The organism is Prevotella sp. MA2016 (assembly GCF_000619825.1).
GTDB lineage: Bacteria > Bacteroidota > Bacteroidia > Bacteroidales > Bacteroidaceae > Prevotella.
In genome coordinates this window covers 82,750-104,423 of the sequence record NZ_JHUW01000010.1, presented here as the reverse complement: position 1 = coordinate 104,423, position 21,674 = coordinate 82,750, and the positions used below count along the sequence as shown (strand labels likewise).

Annotated in this window: 17 protein-coding genes; 7 read left to right on the top strand and 10 right to left on the bottom strand. The window is 47.8% G+C overall.

Annotated features, from left to right (window positions below; all coding sequences use genetic code 11):
- Window position 1: 1 nt before the first annotated feature.
- The 7 genes from T360_RS0107875 (at window position 2) to T360_RS0107845 (ending at window position 8,195) form a co-directional block, all read left to right on the top strand.
- The gene (locus T360_RS0107875; RefSeq protein WP_028912294.1) at window positions 2–685 is read left to right on the top strand and encodes a cell division ATP-binding protein FtsE; all 684 of its coding nucleotides are present in this window, start codon (window positions 2–4) and stop codon (window positions 683–685) included.
- Between the two features lie 63 nt (window positions 686–748).
- Window positions 749–2,068 carry an aspartate kinase gene (locus T360_RS0107870; RefSeq protein WP_028912293.1) on the top strand — a complete coding sequence of 440 codons (1,320 nt, stop codon included), beginning with the start codon at window positions 749–751 and terminating at the stop codon, window positions 2,066–2,068.
- A 51-nt stretch (window positions 2,069–2,119) separates the two neighbouring features.
- The gene (lysA, locus tag T360_RS0107865; protein WP_028912292.1) at window positions 2,120–3,280 is read left to right on the top strand and encodes a diaminopimelate decarboxylase; all 1,161 of its coding nucleotides are present in this window, start codon (window positions 2,120–2,122) and stop codon (window positions 3,278–3,280) included.
- Between the two features lie 20 nt (window positions 3,281–3,300).
- Complete coding sequence (locus tag T360_RS0107860) at window positions 3,301–3,972, top strand: glycosyltransferase family 2 protein (RefSeq protein WP_028912291.1); 672 nt, start codon at window positions 3,301–3,303, stop codon at window positions 3,970–3,972.
- Window positions 3,938–5,011, top strand: coding sequence for a glycosyltransferase (locus tag T360_RS0107855; protein ID WP_028912290.1), 1,074 nt, complete (start codon window positions 3,938–3,940; stop codon window positions 5,009–5,011). Before T360_RS0107860 ends, T360_RS0107855 begins: the two co-directional genes overlap by 35 nt.
- The gene (locus T360_RS0107850; protein ID WP_028912289.1) at window positions 5,008–6,981 is read left to right on the top strand and encodes a fructose-bisphosphatase class III; all 1,974 of its coding nucleotides are present in this window, start codon (window positions 5,008–5,010) and stop codon (window positions 6,979–6,981) included. Before T360_RS0107855 ends, T360_RS0107850 begins: the two co-directional genes overlap by 4 nt.
- Entirely contained in the window at window positions 6,978–8,195 is a 1,218-nt protein-coding gene (locus T360_RS0107845) for a DUF5103 domain-containing protein (protein WP_028912288.1), read from the top strand. Before T360_RS0107850 ends, T360_RS0107845 begins: the two co-directional genes overlap by 4 nt.
- Here the strand turns inward: T360_RS0107845 and T360_RS0107840 are convergent.
- The 10 genes from T360_RS0107840 to T360_RS0107795 form a co-directional block, all read right to left on the bottom strand.
- Window positions 8,164–10,620 (bottom strand): AraC family transcriptional regulator, encoded by a 2,457-nt coding sequence (locus tag T360_RS0107840; protein ID WP_081772737.1) that lies wholly within the window; start codon window positions 10,618–10,620, stop codon window positions 8,164–8,166. The genes T360_RS0107845 and T360_RS0107840 overlap by 32 nt on opposite strands.
- Before the next feature lie 28 nt (window positions 10,621–10,648).
- Entirely contained in the window at window positions 10,649–12,355 is a 1,707-nt protein-coding gene (locus tag T360_RS0107835) for an AMP-binding protein (protein ID WP_051523476.1), read from the bottom strand.
- Between the two features lie 51 nt (window positions 12,356–12,406).
- Window positions 12,407–12,988: a helix-turn-helix domain-containing protein gene (locus tag T360_RS0107830; RefSeq protein WP_028912285.1), complete on the bottom strand. Its 582-nt coding sequence runs from the start codon at window positions 12,986–12,988 to the stop codon at window positions 12,407–12,409.
- A gap of 236 nt (window positions 12,989–13,224) precedes the next feature.
- Window positions 13,225–15,588: a hypothetical protein gene (locus T360_RS15765; protein ID WP_051523466.1), complete on the bottom strand. Its 2,364-nt coding sequence runs from the start codon at window positions 15,586–15,588 to the stop codon at window positions 13,225–13,227.
- A complete protein-coding gene (locus T360_RS0107820) occupies window positions 15,585–15,956 on the bottom strand; it encodes a hypothetical protein (RefSeq protein ID WP_028912284.1) in 372 nt (123 codons plus the stop codon). Before T360_RS0107820 ends, T360_RS15765 begins: the two co-directional genes overlap by 4 nt.
- 119 nt (window positions 15,957–16,075) lie before the next feature.
- A complete protein-coding gene (locus T360_RS0107815) occupies window positions 16,076–16,357 on the bottom strand; it encodes a DUF3127 domain-containing protein (protein WP_028912283.1) in 282 nt (93 codons plus the stop codon).
- Window positions 16,358–16,415: 58 nt separating this feature from the next.
- Entirely contained in the window at window positions 16,416–16,607 is a 192-nt protein-coding gene (locus T360_RS16180) for a hypothetical protein (RefSeq protein ID WP_155949440.1), read from the bottom strand.
- 218 nt (window positions 16,608–16,825) lie between these two features.
- The gene (locus T360_RS0107805) at window positions 16,826–17,308 is read right to left on the bottom strand and encodes a hypothetical protein (RefSeq protein ID WP_028912281.1); all 483 of its coding nucleotides are present in this window, start codon (window positions 17,306–17,308) and stop codon (window positions 16,826–16,828) included.
- Between the two features lie 188 nt (window positions 17,309–17,496).
- Window positions 17,497–18,360 carry a hypothetical protein gene (locus tag T360_RS0107800; protein WP_155949438.1) on the bottom strand — a complete coding sequence of 288 codons (864 nt, stop codon included), beginning with the start codon at window positions 18,358–18,360 and terminating at the stop codon, window positions 17,497–17,499.
- A 168-nt stretch (window positions 18,361–18,528) separates the two neighbouring features.
- Window positions 18,529–21,669 carry a type I restriction endonuclease subunit R gene (locus tag T360_RS0107795; RefSeq protein WP_028912279.1) on the bottom strand — a complete coding sequence of 1,047 codons (3,141 nt, stop codon included), beginning with the start codon at window positions 21,667–21,669 and terminating at the stop codon, window positions 18,529–18,531.
- Window positions 21,670–21,674 lie beyond the last annotated feature (5 nt).

Genomic DNA, 21,674 nt, shown 5'->3' with positions numbered 1-21,674 from the left:
TATGTTAGTATCATATAAGAACGCAAATATCTACCAGCGACACGGCATTGAGGTGCTGCACGGCGTTAACTTCGAAGTGGCCGAGGGTGAACTGGTGTACATCATCGGGCGCGTAGGCTCTGGAAAGAGTACACTTCTCAAGACACTCTATTGCGACCTTGATATCGACGAGGCCGACGAGGCTACAGTGCTGGATTACGACTTAAAAACCATTCGCCGCAAGGAGATTCCTGCTCTGCGCCGCGAAGTTGGCGTGGTGTTTCAGGACTTCCAGTTGCTGGGCGACCGCACGGTTTTCATGAACCTGGAGTTTGTGCTCAAAGCCACAGGCTGGCGTGACAAGGAGCGCCGCAATGACCGTATAGCCGAGGTGCTTGAGATGATTGGCCTGGGCGACAAAGCCGACAAGATGCCTAACGAGCTGTCGGGCGGTGAGCAGCAGCGTGTGGCGATAGCACGTGCCATCCTGAACCATCCACAACTCATCGTGGCCGATGAGCCTACCGGCAACCTTGACAAGGAGACTGCCGACAACATCATGCTCCTGCTAAAGAGCATTGCCGACACTGGCACTGCAGTCATTATGTCAACCCACAACATTGCGCTGGTAAACAAATATCCAGGCAAGGCTTTCCAGTGCCAGGATGGCAAGATAGAGCAAGTGGTGATAAAGCCAAAGGCTTGATATAATTGAAGATTGAAAATTGAAAATTGAAAATTGACGATTGAGACTAAAAAAATAAGGCTTATGAAAGTAATGAAATTCGGCGGAACATCCGTCGGCTCACCAGAGAGAATGAAGGAGGTAACAGCACTTGTTACCAAGTTTAACGAACCCGTTTTCGTAGTGCTCTCAGCTATGGCAGGCACCACCAACAGTCTTGTGGAGATTTCAGACTATCTTTACAAAAAGAACCCTGATGGCGCCAACGAGGTTATCAACCGCCTGGAGCAGAAATACGACAAGGTGGTAGAGGAACTCTACAGCAAGGAGGAGACCAAAGCCGCAACCCGCGAATTCCTGAAGAGCGAGTTTGACTATCTGCGCTCATTCACCAAAGAGCTGTTCACCAGCTTCGAGGAGAAGAGTATTGTGGCTCAGGGTGAGATTATGAGCACCAACATGGTGGTTAACTACATGAACGAGATTGGCATCAAGGCCACTCTGCTCAACGCGCTCGACTTTATGCGCACCGATAAGAATGCAGAGCCCGATCCTGTATATATCAAAGAGAAACTGGCCGCTCTCCTGAAAGAGAACGAGGGGTCTCAGGTTTACCTCACACAGGGATTCATCTGCCGCAACGCTTATGGCGAGATTGACAACCTGCAGCGCGGTGGTAGCGACTATACAGCCTCGCTGATTGGTGCTGCCATTAATGCCGAAGAAATCCAGATCTGGACTGATATCGATGGCATGCACAACAACGACCCACGCGTGGTAGATAACACCAAGCCTGTACACCAGTTGCACTTCGAAGAGGCAGCCGAGCTGGCTTACTTTGGTGCCAAGATCCTGCACCCCACATGCGTTCAGCCTGCCAAGTATGCTGGTATCCCCGTACGTCTGCTCAACACCATGGATCCTGATGCCGAGGGAACAACCATCAGCAACAAGACTGAGTATGGCAAGATCAAGGCTATCGCTGCTAAAGACAACATCACTGCTATCAAAATCAAGTCGAGCCGCATGCTGCTGGCTACTGGTTTCCTGCGCAAGGTATTCGAAATCTTCGAAAGCTACCAGACACCTATCGACATGGTTTGTACCTCAGAGGTTGGTGTGTCAATGAGTATCGACAACTCAGCCCACCTGGGTGAGATTGTTGACGAGCTGAAGAAGTATGGCACCGTAAACGTAGATACTAACATGTGTATCATCTGCGTAGTGGGCGACCTGGATTGGAGCAACGTTGGCTTTGAGACCATCGCACTCGATGCCCTGAAGGACATCCCCGTTCGCATGGTTAGCTACGGTGGTTCAAACTACAATATCTCATTCCTGATTCGTGAGGAAGACAAGAAACGCGCGCTGCAGAAATTGAGCGACACGATTTTTAAGGATTAAGAGTTAAGAATTAAGAGTTAAGAATTAAGAATTGAAAGAACAAACAAGACAATGACTAAAGGAATATTCCCAGTAGAAAAGTTTCAGGACATTGAGACTCCCTTCTACTATTATGACACAGCTCTGCTGCGCCAGACGCTACAAACGATTAATCAAGAGGCCAGCAAGCACGAAGGCTTTGTGGTGCACTATGCCATAAAGGCCAATGCCAATCCACGCATCCTGCGCATCATCCGCGAAGCCGGACTGGGAGCCGACTGCGTGAGTGGCGGCGAGGTAGAAGCCTCTATCAAAGCAGGCTTTCCCAAGGAGAAAATTGTATATGCAGGCGTAGGCAAGAGTGATTGGGAAATCAAACTCGGACTGGACAACGATATTTTCTGCTTCAACGTAGAGAGCATACCCGAGCTCGAAGTGATCAACGAGCTGGCAGCCCAGCAAGGCAAGGTGGCTCGTGTGGCCTTCCGACTGAATCCCAATGTAGGTGCTCACACTCATGCCAACATCACTACAGGACTGGCCGAGAATAAGTTTGGTATCGCCATGAGCGATATGGTGAAAGTGATTCGTGAGGCAGAGAAGATGCAGAACGTGAAGTTTGTGGGCCTGCACTTCCATATCGGTTCGCAGATCCTGGACATGGGCGACTTTGAGGCCCTTTGCAATCGTGTGAACGAACTGCAGCAGGAGCTCATCAGCCATCGTATCCGCGTAGAGCACATCAACGTGGGTGGAGGTCTTGGCATCGACTATGAGCACCCTAACCGTGTGCCCATCCCCGACTTCAAGGCCTATTTCGACACTTATGCCAAGAAGCTCAAGCTGCAGCCTGGACAGACACTGCATTTCGAGTTGGGACGAGCCGTTACAGCACAGTGCGGAAGCCTGATTACACGCACCTTATATATAAAGGAAGGTGCCGTCAAGAAGTTTGCCATCGTAGATGCCGGTTTCACCGATCTGATTCGCCCTGCGCTCTATCAGGCTTATCACAAGATAGAAAATATCACCAGCGACGAGACTCCAGAAACCTACGACGTGGTAGGCCCCATCTGCGAGAGCACCGATGTGTTTGCCAAACAGATAGACCTGAACAAGGCTAAGCGCGGCGACCTGCTGGCCATCCGCTCGGCTGGTGCCTACGGCGAGATTATGGCGTCGCAGTACAATTGTCGCAAGTTGCCTAAAGGCTATATGAGCGACGAACTTTAAAAGAATTCAAGAATTGAAAAATGAGCAGTAACGAACGAAGATTCTCGATCATCATGACCGCATACGACCAGGCGTATGAGCTGAGAGAAAACCTGCCGGTTTTTCTCACTCAGCAATACGAGCCTGGCTATGAGGTTATCGTGATCGACGAGTCTTCTACTGATGAGACTTCAGATGTGCTGAAGCTCTTCAAAAAAGACTATTCCAACCTCTACACCACCTTCCTGCCCAAATCAGAAGGCCACAAGCTGAGCAAGAAGCAGGCTTTCAACATTGGTGTCAAGGCGGCCAAGAATGATTGGATTATTTTTACTAACATCAACAACAAGCCCGTGGCCGAAGATATTCTGCAGGCTATCAGCAACACGATGGATGCCAGTGCCGACCTGACACTGGGCTATCTGAATCGCAAGGGCATCAAACTGCAGGCTTTTGCCAACTACCATGAGGCCGAAGACCACATTGTACGTATAGAACGCCTGCTGCAGAAAGTGCGCATCCGTAAGCGACGCAATTTCCGCTGGGGGCGCTATAATTTTATCATAGTACGCAAGGATGTGGCTATCAATATCCTGAAATACTACGAACTCAGACCGTCGTTTGTGGAACGACAGATGATACGCTGGCGAATATTCTGGAAGAATTTTGCGAGTCATTATGAACGTATTACATATCTACCCAAAGAATCTTGAGCTTATACAGCGTCATGTTGAGCTGTTGGTAGAAGGACTGAAACAGAGCGCTACCGTCATGGTGGCCGACAACAACAAATCCTTCTACCAGCAAGCTCGCGACATGCAGGCCGACATCATACACATACATGGCGCTAACCAAATAGTGCAAACCAAAGCCATGCGGTGTGCCCGCAAACTGAACATACGCTGCGTAGTAACTCCACATGGACAGTTGCAACCCTTTGCACTCGATATGCTGCCTGCACAGCAGCGAGCAGCCATGTCACTGGTGCAGAGCGAGTTTATCGAAGGGGCTTATGCCGTCATCACCCTAGGCAAGATGGAGCGTCTTGGCTTTATGAAACTGGGATGGAACCCGCGCGTTGAGGAGGTGCACAATGCTGTCACCACCAACACCATCACCCCTGCTGAGATGGCAGCCCAGACATTTGCCATCTACCAGAAAGTGCTCGACTCTAATACGCTAGAGCAAATGGACCAGTACACCCTGAAAGCACTTTCGGGCATCCTGAAGGCTGGTATCCTAGGCGACAAGCGATGGGTTGACACTTCAGAGATTGACGACCGACTTATTGACTGGCGCCGGTTGCTCATCTTTGCCGATCATGAAAACATACGCAACTATGTGGACTACGGCATACGCATCCTCGACCTGAACATGCCACTGATCGACACGTCACGGATAGCGGCCTATTTTCCACCAAAATATCATGCCCCACAACCCATCAAAGAACTGATCGGCGACTATCAGGGCGATGAAACCGATTATTTGTTGCGCATGATACGACAGGTGCTCAAGGTGCCTACCCTACTCAACTTGATAGAACTAACACGCGAGCTATATCGTGAAAACGTGAACGACGATAAACTGGCCGAGGCACTAGAAGATGCCAACCTGACCAAACGGGCAGCCCGACTGATTCAGGTGCTCAAGGAACAGGTGCTGCTCGATGAGGGCTACATGCCCATCGACCCGCTTGACGACCGGCTTACCAACCAACTGCGCAACCATCTTAAAAACCACTTGAAGATATGAAACACTTCTCAGATAAAGAAACTGATCTACACTATCTGCAACTGCTATCACAATCCTTTCCCACGATAGCCGATGCCTCTACCGAGATTATAAATCTCGAGGCCATCATGGCGCTACCTAAGGGTACCGAGCACTTCCTGGCCGATATCCACGGCGAGAGCGAGGCTTTCCGCCATATCCTGAAGAATGCGTCGGGTAACATCAAGCGAAAGGTGAATGAGCTGTTTGGCAACAATATACGCGAAAGCGAAAAGAAGGAACTGTGCACCCTGATTTACTACCCAGAAGAAAAACTGGAGCTTATCAAAGCACAGGAACAGGATATCGAAGACTGGTATCGCATCACCATTCATCAACTGGTGAAAGTGTGTCGCGACGTCAGCAGCAAATACACACGTTCAAAGGTACGCAAATCGCTCCCACAGGACTTTGCGTACATCATCGAGGAGCTACTGCACGAAAGCCTGAGCGACAATGATAAGGCCGCCTATGTAAACGTGATCGTAGATACGATTATCTCTACAGGTCGTGCTGATGATTTTATCTGTGCCATCTGCAATGTCATCCAGCGTCTGGCCATCGACCAGTTGCACATCTTAGGCGACATCTACGACCGCGGACCTGGCGCACACATCATCATGGACACACTACGCCAATATCACTCATGGGACATACAATGGGGAAACCACGACGTGCTATGGATGGGTGCCTCGGCCGGCAATGATGCCTGCATCTGCAACGTGTTGCGCCTCTGTCTGCGCTATGCCAACCTCACCACCATCGAAGAGTATGGCATCAACCTGGTGCCATTGGCCACCTTTGCACTCGATGTCTATGGTGATGACCCTTGTCTGGAGTTCCAACCAAAGCTGATGCCGGGCAACACGATGGATGAAAAGACACAACAGCTCACCGCCAAGATGCACAAGGCCATTGCCGTGCTGCAGTTCAAGACCGAGGCTGCCATCTTTATGCGACGCCCGGAGTGGCAGATGCAGCATCGCTGCATGCTCAGCACGATAGACTACGAGAAGGGACTTTGCACCCTCGACGGCAAACAGTATGAGATGAAGAGTTGCAACTTCCCCACAGTAGATCCACAGAATCCTAACAAGCTCACTGCCGAGGAGGTGGATCTGATGCAGAAACTGCACCACTCATTCCGCATCAGCGAAAAACTGCAGAAACACGTGCGCACACTGCTCTCACATGGTTGCATGTATGCCATCAGCAACTCTAACCTGCTGTTCCATGCCGCTATCCCTCTCAACGACGACGGCTCGCTCAAGGAGATTGAGATATACCCAGGTAAACGTTTTGCTGGCAAGGAGCTCATGCACAACATCGGCATGATGGTTCGCGAGGCTTTCCAAACCGACTCTATCGACAGGGAATATGCCCGCGACTATTTCCTATATCTGTGGTGCGGTGTTGACTCACCCTTGTTCTGCAAGTCGAAGATGGCCACTTTTGAACGTTATTTCCTGACAGATAAGGAAACCTTCAAAGAGGAGAAAGGCAACTACTTCAAACTGCGCGACAGCGAGGAGGTGTGCGACCGTATTCTTGACGCCTTCGGCGTGAAAGGCCGTGTGCGTCATATCATCAACGGTCATGTGCCTGTACATGCCTCCAAAGGTGAAAACCCCATCAAGGCAGGCGGCAAACTGATGGTTATCGACGGCGGTTTCAGCGAAGCCTATCATAAGGAGACGGGTATTGCCGGCTACACGCTGGTATATCACTCACGCGGATTCCAACTGGTGCAGCACGAGCCATTCACATCTGCCCGCGACGCTATTATGCGCGAGATTGATATTAAGTCAACCACACAGATTGTGGAGATGTCGACCCACCGCATGCTGGTAGCCGACACCGATAAGGGCGAAGAACTGCGCAGTCAGATAGCCGACCTCAAGGAGCTGCTGTATGCCTATCGTCATGGAATCATTACCGAACGCCGCCGATGATCAACCGCTGCCTGTTACTCATGCTGTGGTTGCTGCCTCTAGCTGCGCAAGCCGAAAACCACATCAACCAGCCCAACATCAAAACACTGGTGACAATGGTGAATGGCAACTGGCTGAATGCACCCGTGATGCGCTTGAACAGCGATGATGTGCTCACGGTAGAGTTCGACGAACTGTCGCACGACTACCATCGCTATGTGTATCGACTAGAACATTGCGAAGCCGACTGGACACCATCCGAAGAGCTATTTGAAAGCGACTGGCTGACAGGCTTTAACAACAACCCCATAGAGGATTACGCACACTCGGTGAATACCATCGTGCCCTATACCCACTACCAGCTGCAGCTGCCCAACGATCGCTGCCAGCTGAAAATAAGTGGCAACTACCGTCTGTATATTCTGGACGAGGATGATGACAACCGTGAGGTGTTGGTAACCGAGTTTATGGTTACCGAACAATCCATGCGCGTTAGTCTGAGTAGCTCGCCCAACACCGATATCGACACCCGAGTGAGCCACCAACAGGTGACGATGACGCTTGATTACGGTCGCCTGCCGGTGACCAACCCCGATACACAGATTTATGCCGTGGTGATGCAGAACCACCAGCAGCACCAGATGCGTCAAGGCGTCAAGCCCGACATCATCACCCGCAATGGTCTGGAGTGGACGCATAACCGCCAACTCATCTTTGATGCAGGCAACGAGTATCGAAAGTTCGAGGTGCTGGATGTGAGTCATCCCACGATGGGTATCGATCACATCACCTGGGACGGCGAGAACTATCAGGCCTATACCTTTGTAGATGCGCCCCGCCCCAACTACCTATATGATGAGGATGCCAACGGTGCCTTCTGTATTCGCAACAGCGACTACCATGAAGTCAGCACCACAGGTCAGTATGTATGGGTAAACTATCGCTTGCGCGTGCCACGCCAAGGACCTATCTATATCAGCGGCCGCTGGACTACCGCTACCGGCACCGACGACTACATGCTGTATTACGACCCTGTGAACGAACAATACACAGCCAGCATTCTGCAGAAACAAGGCTATTATAACTACCAATACCTCACAGCCGACGGGCAGTTGTTACCCAGCGAGGGCAACTACTACCAGACAGAGAATCAATATGAGGCATTGATTTATTATAAAGGTACTACCGACCGCACCTGGCGACTTAGCGCTTTCTGCGATACTGCTCGGGAGTGACGTGGTACATCTGGAAGAACGAGCCAATGAAATAGTTGGCCGATACAAATCCACACTCCTTGGCCACCACATCGATAGGAGCCTTCGTATTGCGCAGCATACGCTCAGCCTGCAACAAGCGGGCCTGCTTGATGAGCGAATGCGGACTCTTATAGATATTAGCCGTAATGAGCGAGTAGAAGGTCTTGCCATCCACACCAGCAGCATTGCTCAGTCGGCGCATGGTCATCTTCTTCTTTTTCTCAACCTCCACCAGTGGTACTATCTTCTTAAATATAGCCACGAATTCTGGCTCCAGTTCAAACTGCGGGTCAATCTTGTCGGTGCTGTATTCCTCAGGTCCTGGTTCCAGAATCTCTACATGAGAGTTGCAGCGCTCCACGAACTGGTAGATACGCTTGATGAGTCCCAACTCCTCGCTATTGCGCTGTGCACGTAAGTTGGCATTGCGCATATAGTAATACAGATTAACAAAGAGCAGTGCCAACAACACAACACACAGTCCGGCAAACATACCCGTGGTGCGCCACCAAGGCTCACTCACATTGATAATCCATTCATAGGGTTCGGTATCCCACACGTCGGGTGCCAGCGAGGTTTGTATCTGCAAGGCATACGAGCCAGGTTGCAGAGCCATCAGCGGCAGATGCAGCAAGCCATTCTTATCCACCGTACCTTCTGAGTTGAATGATGACATCACACGCCATTCATCGTCAAATCCCAACATCCTGATGCGATAGAATGTCTGCTGAGGGCGGAAATAGTTGAGTGCCGAGAATGTCAGCGTGAGCGAGTTTTGATCGTAGTTCAGATTCAGTTCTCGCGTGCGGCTCAGTGCCCTATCCAGGATCACTTTGCCATCTATCATTGTTCCTGGAAGCACATCGATACCGTTCACCATCAGTTTGATAAGCTTAGGATAAATCTTGAATGGATAATCGCTATCCAGCGTAGTCATCTTCTCAGGATTGAACAACACCACATGATCGAGCGACTGCATAGCTATCTCTCCATCAGGCAGGCAGATGGCCTTACCATTCACAAACACCTCGTTGGGCACATGGTCATACTGATTATAACTGTTGATATAATGCACGTGACCATCCTCTTTGAACAGCACCACTGAGATACCATAACTGGTGGCTACCCAGATATGGTGCAGACGGTCTTCAGTTATCGAGTGTACGATGTTGTTATACAGTCCATCCTTGGTGGTATATACCTGTGGCAGCATATCGCTCTCACGACGATATACCTGCAGACCCTGCGGGGTGCCCACCCATGTCCAGCCACGCGAGTCCTTGAATACACAGTTCACACGACGATTACGGAATCGCGGACTCTCGTCTATGTTCTTCATCATGGCACTGAGCTTACCTGCCTCAGCACTTCCAATCCGATAGGTCTGGAATGGCGGTTTATAGGGCCTCGAATAAAGCAGTCCACGCTTCTCTGTACCAGCCCACATGCCACCTTGCTTATCAAAGGTTATCACGTTGATGTCGGTATGCAGTTCCTGGCCAGAATCAAGGAGGATGGCCTCAACATGATTCAAGTCACCGTTATTCACGTTGAATGTCCAATATCCCTGCTCACAAGGCACGTACAATATCGAATCGCGCCTGGTTAAATGGTTCAGGTGGTAAGGTGTGCGCAGAATCTCAGTCCACTCCTTTTTAGCCATATTATACGATAGCAGGACACCATCGGTCGCACCGTTTCGCAACTGGTACACACGATTAGATGTACTATCCGTCAGTACCCGCGACGACACATCAAAATGGCGGGCATCCATATCAGCATAAGGGCGGCTCTCGCTCACTTTCTTACCGGTAGCTACGTCGTACACATCCATCAAGCCATTCGCATAGAACAGCATCACATACTTACCCTTAAAGAGCTCAACATCCTGCAGATTCAGATTCTTGCGTGGGACGATATATTTCTTGGTAGCAACGGAGTACAGGCCGTTTTGTGTCAGCAGCCAAACCACACCACTTTCGTCAACAAACAGATCGTTTACAGGCTCGTTTACCCCAAACTCACGGAACACATCCTCAATCGACTTGGCAAAACGCTCCACCAGCAAATCAACACACGTCACGCTGTGGTTGTTTTTCAGCCACATGTGATGATACTTGTCAAAGTAGAGATGGTAGTTGCCCTGATATTCAGAAAGGGAATATACATTCTCCTCGATAGGGTCGATATAGGTAAAAGTTGACCCATCATAGAAGTTTATCTGTCCCATGGTGGTAATCACCAGTCGTCCCGTACGTGTGCAATGAATGGTCTGGGCACTGTTATCTGCCAGACCATTAGCCGACGTATAGATACGGAAACGACGCGGTGACACTAACCCTGCTTCTACTGTCATCACCGACAGCAGCGCCGTTAGTAGTATTAACAAGTATCTTTTCGTCATAGGCTCCAGTTATTAAATTTTCCATTGTCTAAACGACCTCAATTCCTTGTTCCTCACAAAGCTTCAGGCTCATTTCCTTCAGTTTAAACTTCTGGATCTTGCCCGATCCCGTGAGCGGGAATTCCTTGATAAAGAACACGTACTTAGGAATCTTGTAGCGTGCTATCTTGCCTCTACAGAACAGCTGCACATCCTCAGGCGTCATCTTAACACCCTCTTCCAGGATGATAAAGGCACCCACAGCCTCGCCGTATTTCTTTGAAGGTACAGCAGCCACCTGCACATCACGTATGCCTGGCATGTGATACAGGAACTCCTCGATTTCGCGTGGGTAGATATTCTCACCACCACGAATAATCATATCCTTGATACGACCTGTAATCTTATAGAATCCCTGTTCGTCTTTCACACCCAGATCGCCTGAGTGCAGATAGCCGTTCTTGTCGATTACTTCGGCTGTGGCTTGAGGATTCTTATAGTAGCCCTTCATCACGTTGAAGCCCTTACAGCACATCTCACCCTGCACACCAACGGGGCACTCCTCGCCCGTCTCTGGGTCGAGCACCTTCACATCCACAAATGGATAGTCGCGACCTACAGTAGTGCAACGCTGCTCGAAGCTGTCGTTCAGACAGGTCTGCGTCATACCAGGCGAGCTCTCAGTCAGTCCATACACACTGGTGATGGTCATATACATTTTTTCGCTCACCTGCTTCATCAACTCGATAGGACAGAGACTGCCGGCCATGATACCTGTGCGCAGGCAACTCAGGTCGAACATCGAGAACATCGGGTGGTTCAGCTCGGCAATAAACATTGTGGGCACACCGTAAACGGCGGTACAACGCTCCTTATGGATAGAAGCCAGCACCACCAGTGGGTCGAACTTCTCAACCATCACCTCGGTACAGCCATGGGTCAGACAGTTCATCGTGGCCAGTACCACACCAAAGCAGTGGAACAGAGGCACACACACGCAGAGCTTATCGTCCTGCGTAAAGCCCATATTCTCGCCAGTAAAGTAACCGTCGTTAGAGATACCATGGTGAGTGAGCATCACGCCCTTAGGGAAGCCAGTGGTACCGCTAGTGTACTGCATGTTGCACACATCGTAGCAGCTCACCTGTTTCTTCATCTCATTCAGCGTCTCGTCTTCAATGTTCTGTCCCAGCAGCAGCAGTTCGGCGGTGTTATACATACCACGATACTTCTCCATACCGATATATACTACATTCTTCAGGTATGGGAATCGCTCGCTGTTCAGATGTCCGCGCTCGCAAGTCTTCAGCTCTGGCAGCATGGTGTAGGTCATATCTACATAGTTACAATCCCATGTACCATCGGTGATGCAGAGCACTTCCATATCCGAGTCCTTACAGAGATACTCCAGCTCGTTCTGCTTATAGTTGGTGTTAACTGTTACCAGCACGGCACCAATCTTAGCGGTTGCATACAGGAAAGTAAGCCAATCGGGCACATTGGTGGCCCAGATACCCACGTTAGAGCCCTTCTTCACGCCAATAGAAATCAGGCCTTTAGCCAGATTATCCACACGCTCGTTAAACTTGCTCCAAGTAAAACGCAGGTCTCTATCCGAATATACAATGTATTCCTTATCAGGAGTAGTTTCAGCCCAGTACTCCAGCCATTCGCCCAGAGTTCTTTCCCAAAGCTTGTATCCCTCTGAGCCAGTCTCAGCAGGGTATGTTCTATCGGGCAGCGGTCTGCCCGCCATATCTAATCTTACGTTGCTCATAACTCTAAATACTAAACGATCAACACTCAATTAGAAAGGAATATAAACTACTGCCAGAATTTTTGCGCTCTTTCCGGGAGCTCCATGCAGATGGTGCTTCACGATTGAGTCGTAGTAAATGGTGTCACCCTCAGTCAGGTGGTAAGTCTCCTTACCGTACACCAGTTCTACCTCACCCTCCATCACGTAGATAAACTCCTCACCCTCGTGGTCGCTCAACTGAAAGTTGGGATTCTCCTCGGGGTTGATATCGATTACGAATGGCTCCATATGGCGACCAGCCTTCTGCTGTGCCAATGGGTGATACTCCATGTGCTTACGTGCATCTGTAGCTCCGTTGCTGAAGCTGATGCTGCTATCCTTCTCACGATCTTTGGCGCGACAAACAATAGGTCCAAGGGCATCATTATCGTCCATAAATGTACCCAGGCGAACGCCTAAGGCACGAGCAATCTTAATCAGCGGACCTAGCGATGGCAGGTTCACATCATTTTCTATACTCTGGATCTGCTCAACGGACAATCCGCTGCGCTCTGCGATTTCCTCTAATGTGAGGTTTTTGGTTTCTCTGAGGCCCTTGATTTTAGCACCTACAACTGAATGATTATTCATCTTAATTACATTTAATTTTTCTACCTATTATTTCATGGGCAAAAGTACATATTTTAATCCGAAAACAAATCCGTTTTAATAGATTTTAACAAGTTTTGTTGTACAATTGCTAAAATATTGTATCTTTCGGTAGGCATGACCGCCTGCTCCTCGTGAACTCCCCGAGCAAAAAGTGCTCGGAGAGATTTGCATTACTATTTAACTGTACTATTTCCATTTTTACATTTTCTCTTTTTTTAATTTTTACATTTTTCTTTGTATTTCTCGCTCTTAACAAAACTGTGCTCTGTGCTCTGTGCGCAGTATCCTCGCATACGCCAAGTTCTAACCATGTGTGCAGTTTCCTTATAGCCTGCATTCAGGCCTTGTTGCAATCGCACGCGCTTTGCATCGTCAATCGTAAACTCATCAGGCAACAGCTCCAGCAGATTACGAGGGCCTCGAGTTCCTATGCGCTCGCCTTCTTGGTTGGCTTTTTCAATATCTTCACCAAAGAACTGCATCTTGCACCAGAGATCGTACTGCAGACTCCAACGGACAAAATCTTCAATCGTCTTTTCCCATTGGCAGCCATTGGCAACGTACAGCACACAGGCTTTTAACCAGGCTATCACAATGGCACGATGCGACAGGTTCCAGTAGGTTTCGTCCTGCGACAATCGGGCAAATTCAGCACATTCCTCCTGTAGCTTTTTAGCCAGTTTGAATGCCTGCGGACAGTCAACTACGCCATGAGCCGACACGAGGTTGTCGATATACGTTTTCAGTTCAGCATCAAACGCCTCGTCGTACTTGCCGTAAATGGGCTGCTCTGCTCCAATCTCCATCTCTGGGATGGTACAGAAGTTGATACGGCTGATAGGACCATCGGTGAGCACACGACTGAAAAAGCGACGACCTTTCTGAATGGTAGTACAAGCGTTCCAGTTGAATCTACACTTTGGTCTGGCTGTTACACTCTGTGTACCGATACGTGTCTGACCAAACTCGGCACCTGGGTCGAAAGCCAAGCACATCAGCTGGAAATGCTGCTTGCCAGTCTGACCTTTCAATTGTTCAAACAAATCAATCTCGTTCAGCTTTACATATACAAAGTGCCCCTCGGCTTCGTCCATGCGGGTAACCAATGCGGGCTTGGTCATATCAGGATCAATCTCTTGTATCACCAGTCCTTCGGGGCGCACCTGCTTATCCTTATTGGCACCCTTCTTCTGGCAATCCTTTTTCCACTCGGCCTCTCTTCGGGTGTTCTCCGCATCACGGGCTTTGATATCGGCCATGATATGACGGATAGGCTCATCGATACAACCTTTACCTGCGCCCGTATGCGCCATCAGGCAGTTCATCAGCGTGGCCTCATGCTTCACGTGATCAGTGTACTCAAACTCCACTTCTTTCAGATGTGTGCCAAGCGATGGAAACACCGCATGCGCCACCGCAGCTTTGTATTGGTTGGGGGTATTCTTGGTAAGTAGTTTAATCAGTTTCGGTAGCTTTGCCGGCATCTCAGGTGGTATAGGACTTGAATGTTCACCCACTTCAGTTTCTTTGTCCTCACCCAGTCTCCTACTCTTTGTAAATATCGCCTCCTCATCCTTATTCAACTTTCGTGAGGGGTTGTAATACTTATCATAGAAGTCAGCCACGCACGCCTGTATGTTCTCATCAGTCCAGTGTTCAGGCATCAGTTCAGCCAATGCCCCATTGGCCTCCTCCTTACTCAGCAACTGGTTGGCACCACTTAGGAATATCTTCACCGCATTGTGCCTACCACCAATATCCGTAAAGTCCGACTTCTCCAGCCCCTTAGCCTTCAACACCGCCTCCATCACAAACCTCACCCGCTCATCGATTGCTGTGACTGGTGCTGTGACCAGGGGCTGGTCCCTGTCGCAGGATGTGACTGGGCCCTGTCCCTCGTCACGGCTCTCGCGGCTATTCGCGCGGTCATCCGTGCCTAATTCTTCTAACCACGGTTTATAATGCTTACGTGCCTTTTTAGCCCCAGCCGGCACCTGCTCTTCACCTTTACGCTCGCGCTCTTTCAATCGGGCATACTCCGCCTCGCACTCATCAACCGTCATTGGTTCACTAAACAGCTCGTCATCAAGATAAAGTAAATCATTTTCATTGCCACTCGAACTGAACGAAACCCTTTGTAAATCATGCACATTAGTGTCCATTTCAATCAGAAGGATAGTAGAAATGCGCACTTGGTTCTCTAAGATGGTAGTGCCAGGCTGACGCTTACAAACCAGATGATATCCCCCACTCGCACTTTTCTCCAGCATCATCAAGCCAATCTCATCCTTCTTGGCCAATATCTGCTGTGCCATTGCTGAGCTCTGTTCGGCATCGTAGCAATCCACATCGTGGAAAAAGTAGCTGCCGATGCTCTTGCAACCAGCCAAAGCCGAGCTTTTCAATACACCAATGTTATAAGCAAACTGCACCAATTGGGCCTTGGCTTTCTCGTCACCTTTGCGCGCTTTAGCTAAGTTCTCCAGATTCTCCTTGGTGTTTCTGAGCGCCAAGAAATCTTCACGATTCTTTACCAGATAAGCAAACTTCTTACCCTTATTAATTATGCGGTAAATCATTTACTATATCCTTTCTTTTGCAGGTGTTTAATGATTGGGCAAATACCCTTTCGCAGGATGGTGGGTAGCTGTGCGCGCAGTTCGTTAGGCACCACAAATGTTATGCGATCGTTGCCATCTGCACCAAACGACAAACTAGCGTAATCACCTTTAAATTCAGGCTTATGGCGCAATCGCTTGATACGCACAAACTCAAACGAGCCATTTCTCAGCAACTGGCCTAAGCCCCGCCCGCGAAATGCGTCTGTTTGTCCTATACTCGGATTATCTGGCAGGAACTGCACATAATCCATTTCCAACTCACTCTTTGTAACGGCCATCATGCCGTTAACAGTCACGGTCTTGTTTAATTTGTTATTTGTTTTCATTTTGTTTTTGAGTTTTAAAGCGAGAAGAAGTTTCAGATTCCTTGGCCATTTACTCGAGAATATCCTCCTCACCTCAACTCAAAATCTTACATTGTTACATTTTTTAATTGTTACATTTTTCAGCGTTTAATCTTGCAAATCTCATTTGCAATAACGTCCATGTACACCTGTCCGTTGTGCTCTCGGGTTCTGAAGCTCATGCTGCAGGCAACCAACTCACCCTCAGTCCACTCGATGGTGGCCAAACTGCCCAGGGCTGTTACCACAAAGCTGTCCTCATACTTGCCACCCAACATCTGCAGTACCAGTGTACGCTTGTCAAGTACGCCATTCTCACTTTTCTCACTCTGCACGGTAGTCATCACCCCGCACTTTTTCACTCTTAAAATCATTGTGTTCATAATTACTTTACTTTTTAAATTGTTAAACAAATTGTTACATTTTACCATTTTTACATTTTTAAAATTCCAAATAAATACTTCCGTATTTAGCTTGGAACTCCTCTCGTATCTCTTCGATACTTTTGCGCGTGATGCGGATACCGATATTCCACGCTTGCTGTTCTTCAGCTCTCACGCTGGCCAGATATCTCAGATACTCTATCCGTTTCACCCGGCCTTCTTTTCTAATTTTAATTTTTACTTTTCCCATTTTTACTTTTAAATTTTTAATCTTTATCAGACGACTATCATCTGATTTCCTAGTGCAAGTGAAGTGCAAGGTGAACGCAGAGCCGAGGTCGCTCGAGCTATGCTGAACCGCAGCCTTCACTCGCCGTTGCAACTTGTTTGCGACGGCAAAAGTATAGCAAGTTTTCGAGCCGACAATGGCCGTTTTTTCGATTGTCCAGAAACCTGTCCAGCTTTCGGTTACTTGTCCATAAATCCGTCCAACTTTTGGCGTTTAGCCCTACCAAATGTACTCGAAAAACGCAAAAGCAGATTTTTTCTCCTTATCTTTTCTTTAGGTTTTACATCATGTACAAAGCTCCAATCAGGGAACTTACCCACGGTATCATTCACCTTATTGTAGATTGTTGATCGTTTAGGCAGTTGGTCAACACCTATCTGCAATAGATATCCAATAAAAGCATCAGGAGTTAGATAATAATCCACACCATTAATAGCACCATCGTTTACACCTATCATGATGTATGCCAGGTCGCTGGGACGCTTATACACCTTTTTATCGGCTTGCAACTCCCTAATAGCTTCAGCAAAACACCGATCAATCACATCGCGTGTTTCAGCAAAGCTGTTCGTACCCACCACCTTTGCAGCAGGACAAAGACGCAACATTCCCATAAAAGGCTCGTAAGCCTCATCCTCAATTTCTATCACAATTTGTTTCATTCTTGCTTCACGTTTGCGAAACAGAATGGGCCCATGCTTGTTTCTTGTTAGACATATTATTTATAGTTCGGAATCCGGGGGGCAAATATAGGGCATTTTCTCGAATCAACGAGCAAAAAAAATGGGTATTAATGAGCGAAACCAGTTCAACCCAATAATACCCAGAATCGGTTATCTGAAGTAAGTTCTTACTCAGTTATATCTTTCAGTATAGTAGAAAACGTTTCGTGGTATTTGTCGTAGAGTTTATCGTCTTTAAAGTATTCTTTTTTATCTGTGTTAGTATAATCGTTAAATCGCGATTCCGATACATTGTCTTTCAGGTAAGGATAACATTTTATTAATGCTTTAAAGGTTGGTCGGGCTATGATATCATGATCTTGTAGGAATCTGATTGGACGCGATACATTCTTCGATCCCTTTAGCTTTCTCAGCACCCCATCCAGCAGTTCTATCACCAGCTCGGCATCTTTAATCAAAACATAATCTCGTAACTCATCCGATTTGCGCATCCCCATCTGTTTTGCCTTATGATGCAGACAGTTACGAATCAGGAGGTCGGTCTTCTTGATGCCATACATTTTCTCAAGTGAACGTTCGGCATTTTGCGGATCGTGAATCTCTGTCATCACCTTCGTAATCCTACTTGTTTCCTCTTGATTAGCATCATAAGGTTCCAGTTTCACCTTCCAGCCCACACCTTCCAAGTTTATAGACAGCGTGTACCCAAGTACGAGCGCTACCTCGTCCTTTGCTCGTTTGCAAAACATACAGTTCTCAATTGCAATAAGTGGCTCATCGGGCTCGGTATCAATCACCACATACACATACGGATGGTCGGCCTTGGTAATCACCTCAAAGTGGTCGCCAACATACTCCCTCACCCTATTGTTAGCAGCCCTCACCACAAACAAACCGTTTTGGGGCGGCATAGCATACTCATGATAATAAACCAGTTGCTTTTGCGTATGTGCAAAAATTAAAGACTTTATTTCGCGGGAGTCTGCGTCGAGAATATCAACCAGTGCTCCCTTACCTTGTAATGAGGGCATCCCTCCAATGCCCAGCTCACATCTTTCGAGCCGGCACTTAAAATAACTGAAGTTGTACATATAATCTTTATGTTTTTATAATAAAAACGCCTACAAAAATAGTGCAAAATCGCGAAACCCGCAAATTTTGCACTACTTAAACTCAATGTTTTCGTTATTACTTACAAATCATTGATAATGCTGGGCGACGTAATTATATACCTCGTCGCGATAATGGGTAATGCTTTCTTCGCTATAACTCTCAGGTAGTTCTTGCCAAAGTACATCGCGGATTGTGATGATAATGGCAGCTTTAGTCTCCTGTTTGTCGAAAGGATGATCCATTGTGGCCAGTTGTGCTTTGATTTTTTCAAGCAAATCAACCGCCACCTTTTTAAGTCTCTTGATATCTTCCTTACTCAGGTCGTCTTTCATCAGTACGTCGAACATCGACAACTGCTCTTCGCTCTGGAATCCTTCACGAATATAGCGTGCTTGTTCCTCTGTCAGTTGCTGCGACAGTTCCATCAATTGTGTGAATGTATTCTCGATAGAAACTCTATCCTGTTCCTGATTATATTCGCGAATAATCTCCTGATATTTCTCATAAAAATTCACGCGTGATGGGTTTTCTGCCAGCATCCTTGCGATACGCTCTTCAAGCAGCTCCTGTATATCTTTTAATATCAAATTTCTTTCACGACTCTTTGCGAACTCGCGTTGCAGCAAATCAAAATTGATTTTGCTGATATCGAAACGACGGTTAGGTACGTCTTCGGCTGCCATTGTGGCTACAACATGTAGATGCTCGTTAACAATGTCGTTAATTGCTACGCTCAAATCTGTAATATCCGCATGTTTACGCTTTTTCTGCAACTCTTTGAAGATAGCTTCAACAGCATCCTTCTGCCGCTTCATATCTGCCGTAATATCTTCACGGTCGAGATATTTCCAGAGCTTTAGCAATGTCGTAGCATAGGTACAATATGTCTTACGGATTTCTGCACTCTCGCACATGGCATTAGCGGCTTCTTTCAGTAAGAACAATTTCATGAATTCTTGAGCATCTATCAAGTGCTGCAACTCAAAATCGTGTTCTTGTAAGAATGCAGTAGCAGCAGCGATAGCCTCCCAAACATGTTTGATAAGTTCTTTCTTATCAACTGTTGGATCGTTACCGTTATCTTTGCCATTAGGGTTAGCAGTATAGTCGGCCAATGCCTGTCGCAACGCCTTTACAATACCGATATAATCTATCACCAAACCGTTGTTTTTGCCTTCTGATACACGGTTAGCACGGGCAATGGTTTGCATCAGGGTGTGAGCCTTCATGGGTTTGTCGATGTACAGACAAGAAAGTGTCTTAACGTCGAAACCCGTCAACCACATGGCGCATACAAATACAATTCGCAGTTTTGATTCGCCATCTTTAAACAGCTTGTCGAGTTCCTCCTTCTCCATGCGTTCACGATGTGGCAGGATATCAAGTCCCCACTTCTGGAATGTCTGTATCTCGTTCTGTTCCTGCGAAACCACAACAGCCATATCAGTATCTTGCATCCACTCCAGTTTGCGTTCCATCTCTTTTACTTCTTGATCCGAGTCGCATTTGGCAATGGCCTTCTCCAGCTCCGTTATCTCTTTCTGCCAATACTCCTGCACATAGTTGTACATACGGACACATGTCACTTTATTGTAACTCACAAACATAGCCTTTCCTGATGTCCACAGGTCACTATAATGATGTACAAAATCTTTGGCAACCAACCTTAGACGTTTAGCTGCCGTCAGCAGATGAACTTCCTTACTGAACTCCCGTTCCAGTTTGGCCAACTGCGAGGCATCAAGGTCGCCAGCCTGTTCCAAGGCTGCTGCTATCTCCTCGTTAATTTCAGGATTCTTCAAGTCCTGCAGCTTCTCACCTCGGTTTTCGTAATAGAGAGGCACCGTAGCTTTATCTTCTACAGCACGTTTAAAGTCATAGATACTCACGTAGCCTCCAAAAGTACGGGCGGTGATATTATCGTTTGACAGTAGCGGTGTACCGGTAAAACCAATACGATGAGCTGTTGGCAGTATGTGCATCAGATTATCGGCAAAAATACCATTCTGCGTGCGGTGTGCCTCGTCGCTCATCACGATGATATCGTGGTCGGGATATATGGGGTCGGCATTCGGATCGTTAAACTTCTGTATGAGCGAGAAGATGAACGAAGGATTACCTTTCAGTTTTGCCTTCAAGTCTTCACCACTGCTGGCAATAAACTTCTTTGCCTTTACACTACCCAGTAAACCACAATTCTCGAAAGTATCGCTGATTTGTTTGTTCAGCTCGTCGCGGTCAGTCAGTACCAGGAATGTAGGCGAGCCCTCGAATTTACGTCGAATCTTCTGAGCCAGGAACAACATCGAGTAACTCTTTCCACTACCCTGTGTATGCCAGAAAACGCCCAGTTTTCCATCAAGCAACTCTCGATTGCGGTATTTCTCTACAGCTTGGTTTACACCCAGATATTGGTGGTTACGTGCAAGGATCTTAGCCGTTTTACCTCCACTGTGGTCGTATAGGATAAAGTTTTCCAGCAGGTCTAAGAAGTTCTCCTTCTTACAAATACCTTTCAGCATGGTTTCCAAGTCCACGCAGCCAGCATCCTCCTCTTTTAGGCGTTTCCACTCATGGAAGAACTCCCACTTCGAGTCGATGGTGCCCACACGTGCTTCCAGTCCGTTGCTAAACATAATGAAGGCGTTGTGGTAGAACAGCTGTGGTATCGTGTCCAGATAGTCGCGATAATTCTTGTTGAATGCATCCTCTACTTCCACATCATGGTTTTTCAGTTCGATAAAAAGCAAAGGGATACCGTTTACAAAACCAACGATGTCAGCACGGCGATGATACAAGGCGCCATCCACCTTTAACTCTCTGACGCACAGGAACTCATTTTTCTGAGGGGAATTAAAGTCGATAACCTTAGCACGCACCTCTTCAGTTTCGCCATTGGGTTTGATACGTGTAACGGGTATGCCATCGCGAATCAACTGATATTTTTGCTCGTTAATCTGCATCAGTGTTTGCGAGCTCATGTGTTCTGTCATGCGCTCCTCGCATTCCTGCAACTGCTTTTCGGTCAGCCATGGATTGAGCGTTTTGAGTGCTTTCAGGGAATGACGCTTCAGCAGCACCTCGTGATAGTTGCTGCGCCCCAATGTGCCACTGGGGCCTAACGTCTCCTGTTCGAAAGCATAGATACTCACCCACCCCAACTCCTTTTCCATGAAGTCGGCGGTTGCTTTCTGTATCAGTTGGTCTTCGCTATAATCCTTTGACATATTAT

Coding starts and splice junctions, on each gene's coding strand:
- T360_RS0107850 (WP_028912289.1), top strand. CDS start 5,008: ATGAAACACTTCTCAGATAAAGAAACTGATCTACACTATCTGCAACTG.
- T360_RS0107835 (WP_051523476.1), bottom strand. CDS start 12,355: ATGGCGGGCAGACCGCTGCCCGATAGAACATACCCTGCTGAGACTGGC.
- T360_RS0107840 (WP_081772737.1), bottom strand. CDS start 10,620: ATGACGAAAAGATACTTGTTAATACTACTAACGGCGCTGCTGTCGGTG.
- T360_RS0107860 (WP_028912291.1), top strand. CDS start 3,301: ATGAGCAGTAACGAACGAAGATTCTCGATCATCATGACCGCATACGAC.
- T360_RS0107805 (WP_028912281.1), bottom strand. CDS start 17,308: ATGAAACAAATTGTGATAGAAATTGAGGATGAGGCTTACGAGCCTTTT.
- T360_RS0107820 (WP_028912284.1), bottom strand. CDS start 15,956: ATGAAAACAAATAACAAATTAAACAAGACCGTGACTGTTAACGGCATG.
- T360_RS0107815 (WP_028912283.1), bottom strand. CDS start 16,357: ATGAACACAATGATTTTAAGAGTGAAAAAGTGCGGGGTGATGACTACC.
- lysA (WP_028912292.1), top strand. CDS start 2,120: ATGACTAAAGGAATATTCCCAGTAGAAAAGTTTCAGGACATTGAGACT.
- T360_RS0107830 (WP_028912285.1), bottom strand. CDS start 12,988: ATGAATAATCATTCAGTTGTAGGTGCTAAAATCAAGGGCCTCAGAGAA.
- T360_RS16180 (WP_155949440.1), bottom strand. CDS start 16,607: ATGGGAAAAGTAAAAATTAAAATTAGAAAAGAAGGCCGGGTGAAACGG.
- T360_RS0107855 (WP_028912290.1), top strand. CDS start 3,938: ATGAACGTATTACATATCTACCCAAAGAATCTTGAGCTTATACAGCGT.
- T360_RS0107870 (WP_028912293.1), top strand. CDS start 749: ATGAAAGTAATGAAATTCGGCGGAACATCCGTCGGCTCACCAGAGAGA.
- T360_RS0107800 (WP_155949438.1), bottom strand. CDS start 18,360: ATGCCCTCATTACAAGGTAAGGGAGCACTGGTTGATATTCTCGACGCA.
- T360_RS0107875 (WP_028912294.1), top strand. CDS start 2: ATGTTAGTATCATATAAGAACGCAAATATCTACCAGCGACACGGCATT.
- T360_RS15765 (WP_051523466.1), bottom strand. CDS start 15,588: ATGATTTACCGCATAATTAATAAGGGTAAGAAGTTTGCTTATCTGGTA.
- T360_RS0107845 (WP_028912288.1), top strand. CDS start 6,978: ATGATCAACCGCTGCCTGTTACTCATGCTGTGGTTGCTGCCTCTAGCT.
- T360_RS0107795 (WP_028912279.1), bottom strand. CDS start 21,669: ATGTCAAAGGATTATAGCGAAGACCAACTGATACAGAAAGCAACCGCC.